Source organism: Microbacterium sp. (assembly GCF_036566905.1).
GTDB lineage: Bacteria > Actinomycetota > Actinomycetes > Actinomycetales > Microbacteriaceae > Microbacterium.
The window spans coordinates 1-4,853 of record NZ_DATCVK010000189.1 but is presented as its reverse complement, the minus strand read 5'-3'; the positions used below and the strand labels follow the sequence as shown (position 1 = coordinate 4,853).

At 72.4% G+C, this 4,853-nt stretch carries 6 protein-coding genes; 2 read left to right on the top strand and 4 right to left on the bottom strand.

All coding sequences use genetic code 11. The annotated features are described in order from the left end of the window. The coding region (locus VIP82_RS16080; RefSeq protein ID WP_331910403.1) for a GntR family transcriptional regulator at window positions 1–317 on the bottom strand (317 nt) is incomplete at its 3' end. Between the two features lie 72 nt (window positions 318–389). On the opposite strand from VIP82_RS16080, the gene VIP82_RS16075 reads away from it, so the two are divergent. Then, the gene (locus VIP82_RS16075) at window positions 390–1,418 is read left to right on the top strand and encodes an aldo/keto reductase (RefSeq protein ID WP_331910401.1); all 1,029 of its coding nucleotides are present in this window, start codon (window positions 390–392) and stop codon (window positions 1,416–1,418) included. A 180-nt stretch (window positions 1,419–1,598) separates the two neighbouring features. On the opposite strand, the gene VIP82_RS16070 is transcribed toward VIP82_RS16075, so the two are convergent. Then, entirely contained in the window at window positions 1,599–2,408 is an 810-nt protein-coding gene (locus VIP82_RS16070) for an HAD-IIA family hydrolase (protein ID WP_331910399.1), read from the bottom strand. Between the two features lie 40 nt (window positions 2,409–2,448). On the opposite strand from VIP82_RS16070, the gene VIP82_RS16065 reads away from it, so the two are divergent. After that, on the top strand, window positions 2,449–3,390 hold the full coding sequence (locus VIP82_RS16065) for an SDR family NAD(P)-dependent oxidoreductase (protein ID WP_331910397.1): 942 nt from the start codon (window positions 2,449–2,451) through the stop codon (window positions 3,388–3,390). An 86-nt stretch (window positions 3,391–3,476) separates the two neighbouring features. On the opposite strand, the gene VIP82_RS16060 is transcribed toward VIP82_RS16065, so the two are convergent. Continuing rightward, window positions 3,477–4,112: a metal-dependent transcriptional regulator gene (locus tag VIP82_RS16060; protein ID WP_331910395.1), complete on the bottom strand. Its 636-nt coding sequence runs from the start codon at window positions 4,110–4,112 to the stop codon at window positions 3,477–3,479. Window positions 4,113–4,164: 52 nt separating this feature from the next. Beyond that, window positions 4,165–4,853 (bottom strand): Nramp family divalent metal transporter (locus tag VIP82_RS16055; protein WP_331910393.1); only part of this gene is annotated, 689 nt, incomplete at its 5' end.

The following is a 4,853-nucleotide window of genomic DNA, read 5'->3' as shown; positions in this document are numbered from 1 at the left end:
TGCGGCGCGACGGGCTGCGGCTCCGGACGCGCCGCGGCGACGCCGACGCGCGCAGCGACACGGGTGCCCGAACCGGTGCGGGCATCCAGGATCCCCTCGGCGGCGAGGCGCCCATACACCTCGGTGACCACCCACCGCGAGACGCCCAGCGAGGCGGCGAGGAGCCGGCTCGGGGGAAGCGCCGCACCGGCGGGCAGCCGGCCGGTGGCGACGGCATCCCGCACCGCCAGCTCGAGCCGGACGTGGCGCGGACCGTCGAAGGCCGCGAGATCGAGCAGGGTCTCCCACGCGACCGGATTGGTCTGGACTTCTGCCATGGGTCGGATCGTACTCCCGGACCGCTCGAGTTCCACGATGGGAGGACCCCACCAACCAGGAAAGGGAACGCCATGCAGTACCGCACCATCTCCAACGGGTCCACCTCGTTCGAGGTCTCGACCCTGTGCCTCGGCACCATGTTCTTCGGCACGCGCACCGACACCCCGACATCCCTCGCGATCCTCGACCGGTTCGCCGACGCGGGCGGCACGTTCGTCGACACCGCGAACAACTACAACGTGTGGGTGGGCGGCCACGGCCGCGACAGCGAGGACGTGCTCGGGGAGTGGATCCGCCGCCGCGGCGGCCTCGGCGACGTGCGCCTGGCTACCAAGCTCGGCGCCGCGAAGAGCGACCCCGCGCTGCCGCTGCAGAACGTCGAGCCGACGAACTTCCAGGGACTGTCCGCCGAGGTCGTCGCTCGCGAGGCGCGCCTCAGCCTGCAACACCTGGGTGTCGACCGCATCGACGTGCTGTACGGCCATGTCGACGACCGCGAGACGCCGATCGCCGAGACCGTCGCCGCCTTCGGGCAGCTGCAGCGCGAGGGACTCGTCGGCATCGCGGGCATCTCGAACGTCGCGCTCTGGCGTCTCGTCGAAGCGCGCGACGAGGCGCGGCGCCAGGGCGTCGACCCGTACGGCGTCGTGCAGCAGGGGTACAGCTACGTGTACCCGAGCCCGGGAGCGGGGCGCACGAACGACGTCTCGGTCGAACTCCTGGACTACGTCGCCGCCGCGGGCGTCGACGGCCGCCCGCCGCTCACCGTCACGGCGTACTCGCCGCTGCACCAGGGGGCGTTCACGCGCGACGACAAGCCGATGTGGGCACCCATGCGCCATGCCTCGAACCGCGAGCGCGTCCGCGTGCTGCACGACGTCGCGGCCGAGATCGGCGCGACCCCCAACCAGGTCGCCCTCGCGTGGCTGCTGGGCGGGCCGGTGCCGGTGATCCCGGTGGTCGGCATCTCGAGCGTCGCCCAGCTCGAGGAGGCGCTCGCCGCCGCCGACCTCGTGCTCGACCCCGAGGTGCGCACGCGCCTCGACGCCGCCGACCTTGTGCTGGACGCCGAGCTGCGCGCGCGTCTCGAGCCGGCGTAGGGGAGGGCTGCGGCATCCGTTCCGCAATTGAGGACGTGAGCCGAGATGACGGCAGGGAGCGCGCGTTTCGCTCCGCATTTCGGCACGGTTCCTCAAATGAGGACGCGGCAGCTCGACTGCGGACGGACGGATGCCGCGGTCGGCGCGGCGGCAGAAGTTCGGGGCTGCAGCAGCTCGGGGCTACAGCAGCTCGGGGTCCTCGGACTCGACGGGCTCGCCGTCGAGCAGGTCGGCGACCGAGTCGAGCACCTCGTCGGGGCGGAACGGGTAGCGCGCGATCTCGGCCGCGTCGCTGATGCCGGTGAGCACCAGCACGGTGTGCAGGCCCGCCTCGATGCCGGCGACGACGTCGGTGTCCATGCGGTCGCCGATCATGCCGGTGTTCTCGGAGTGCGCGCCGATGCGGTTGAGCGCTGAGCGGAACATCATGGGGTTCGGCTTGCCGACGACGTACGGCTCCATGCCGGTCGCCTTCGTGATGAGCGCCGAGATCGCGCCGGTGGCCGGCAGCACGCCGTCGGTCGACGGCCCGGTCGCATCCGGGTTGGTCGCGATGAAGCGGGCGCCGGCGACGAGGAAGCGGATCGCCTTGGTGATCGCCTCGAAGGAGTAGTTGCGGGTCTCGCCCACGACGACGTAGTCGGGGTCGGTCTCGGTCATGATGAAGCCGGCCTCGTGGAGGGCCGTGGTCAGGCCGGCCTCGCCGATGACGAAGGCCGTGCCGCCGGGCTTCTGCGAGCGCAGGAAGTCGGCGGTCGCGAGCGCCGAGGTCCAGATCGACTCCTCCGGCACGATGAGCCCCGAGGCGCGCAGCCGGGCGGAGAGATCGCGCGGCGTGAAGATGGAGTTGTTGGTCAGCACGAGGAAGGGCACACCCTGGTCGCGCCACTGCTGCAGCAGGTCGGACGCCCCGGGAACGGGGGTGTTCTCATGCACCAGCACGCCGTCCATGTCGGTGAGCCAGCATTCGATGTCGGACCGCGTGCGCATGCGTCCAGACTAGGTGTCGCGCGGGCGTAGGGTCGAAGCCGTGACGTGGGACCCCCGGAGCCTTCCCGACCTCTCCGGACGCGTGTACCTCGTGACCGGATCCAACGCCGGCCTCGGCTACTTCGCGTCCGAGCAGCTGGTGCGCGCAGGCGCACAGGTGCTGATGTCTGCGCGCCATCCGAACCGGCTGTCTGCCGCGCGCGCCGCGATCCGCCGACGGGTTCCGGATGCCGCGGCCGATGCGACCGAGCCGCTCATCCTCGACACCAGCAACCTCGCATCGGTGCGCTCGGCGGCCGCGAGCGTGCGCGGCAAGGGCGGCCTGGACGGCGTCCTGCTGAACGCCGGCATCGTCCACCCACCGAAGACGCGCGAGACGACGATCGACGGGAACGAGGTCGTGTTCGCGACGAACGCCCTCGGCCACTACGCACTCGCCGGTGAGCTCTTGACCGCGCTGGCGGATGCCTCGGGGCGGATGGTGTGGCTCGGCAGCATGTCGACGTCGCTCACGCCCTACGACCCTGTCGACCCGCAGCTGGCCGACGGCTACACCGCGTGGCGCGCCTACGTGCAGTCGAAGGTCGCGACGGCCGCGCTCGGCTTCGAGGCCGACCGGCGCCTGCGCGCGGCGGGCGTTCCCGTGACGAGCGTCGTCGCCCACCCCGGCTACTCGACCGGAGGCCGGACGCCGGGCATCGTCGGGGTCAACGAACCCTCGCGCGCCAAGCGGTTCCGCGACAACCTGCAGGCCGCGATCGCCCAGTCCAAGGAGCGCGGCGCCTGGTCGCTCGTGCGCGCGCTCACCGACCCCGACATCGAGGGCGGGGAGTTCTGGGGACCGCGCACCGGCTCGCGCGGCGAGCCGCGCCGGCAGAAGGCCGCCAAGATCACGCGCGACCCCGAGGTGGGCGCACGCCTCTGGCACGTGGCCGAGACGGCCACCGGCGTGCACTGGCCCTTCGAGGTCGCCGCGAGCTGATCGTCGCTGAGACCCTTCGCCCGGACCCCGGATGCCGCGGAACCGGGCCGACGGGCGGGGCTGTGAGCACTCAGGCTTCAGAACCGTCAGGCGCTGAGCCATACGGCGTCGGCGGCGGCGCGGGGGAGCGTCACCTCGACCTCACCGATCAGCAGGGCCGCCGCGGACGTCACGGTCACCGTCGCGCCGACGGCGACGCCGGCCGATTCCACGGCCCGCAGCAGCTCCGGGTCGCGGTCGCTGACGCGGAGCACGCGACCGGTGTGACCGGCCGGCGCCCGGCCGAGCACGACGAAGGGCTCACGGTGGACGTGGCCCGCGGCATCCGGGATCGCATCGCCGTGGGGGTCGAACCGGGGGCGCCCGAGGCGCTCGTCGATGCCCTCGAGCAGCCGGTCGCTGATGGCGTGCTCGAGCACCTCGGCCTCGTCGTGCACCTCGTCCCACGCATAGCCGAACTCCCGCACGAGCCACGTCTCGATGAGCCGGTGCCGGCGGATGATGGCGGCCGCGCGGCGCTCGCCGTCGTCCGACAGGGCGATGGGGCCGTATGGACGGTGGGTGACGAGCCCCTGCGCGGCGAGCTTCTGCACCATCTCGGTGACGCTCGACGGCGCGAGTCCCAGTTCGGCGGCCAGCTGCGACGGTGTGATGCGGTCGTCCTGCCACTCGGTGTGGTGGTAGATCGTCTTGAGGTAGTCGTCGACGGCAGGAGAGGCCACGGCTTCAGGGTACCGGGCGCTCCCATGCAGCTTCGGGCGCGAGCGCGAGGGCTCACACCCCCGACAGGACGAGGAAGAGCAGCACGCCGTTGAGTGCGATGAGGAAGACGGATGCCGCGATGCCCGCGATCGTCGTCCACACCCGGTTGCGGAACCCCCCGAGGATGTCGCGGTGCGCGGTCAGCGCGACCAGCGGCACCAGCGCGAACGGGATGCCGAAAGACAGCACGACCTGGCTCAGCACCAGCGCCACCGTCGGGTCGAAGCCGATCGCGAGGATCACGAGCGCCGGGATGAGCGTCACGAGGCGGCGGGCGAGGAGCGGCACGCGGATGTGCAGCAGACCGTGCATGATCTCGGCGCCGGCGTAGGCGCCGACCGACGTGCTCGCGAGGCCGCTCGCCAGCAGGCCGACGGCGAACAGCGTGGCCACCAGCGGACCGAGCCCCGCGTACAGCGCGGCGTAGGCGCCCTCGAGCGAGTCGGTGCCCGGCACGCCGGCCAGGTTCGCCGCGGCGAGCAGCAGGATGCAGAGGTTCACGGTGCCGGCGATCAGCATCGCGATGGAGACGTCCCACTTCGTCGCGCGCAGCAGGCGGCGGGTCGGGATGCCGCGCAGCTCGGCCAGCGTCGCGTCGGGGGCGGACCGGTCGCTGAGGCCCGGCTTGCGGTCGGGCAGGTCGGCTCCGCGATCGGGCAGGACCCGGTCGGTGGGCCTCGCGCCCGCGCTGAGCGTGGCCG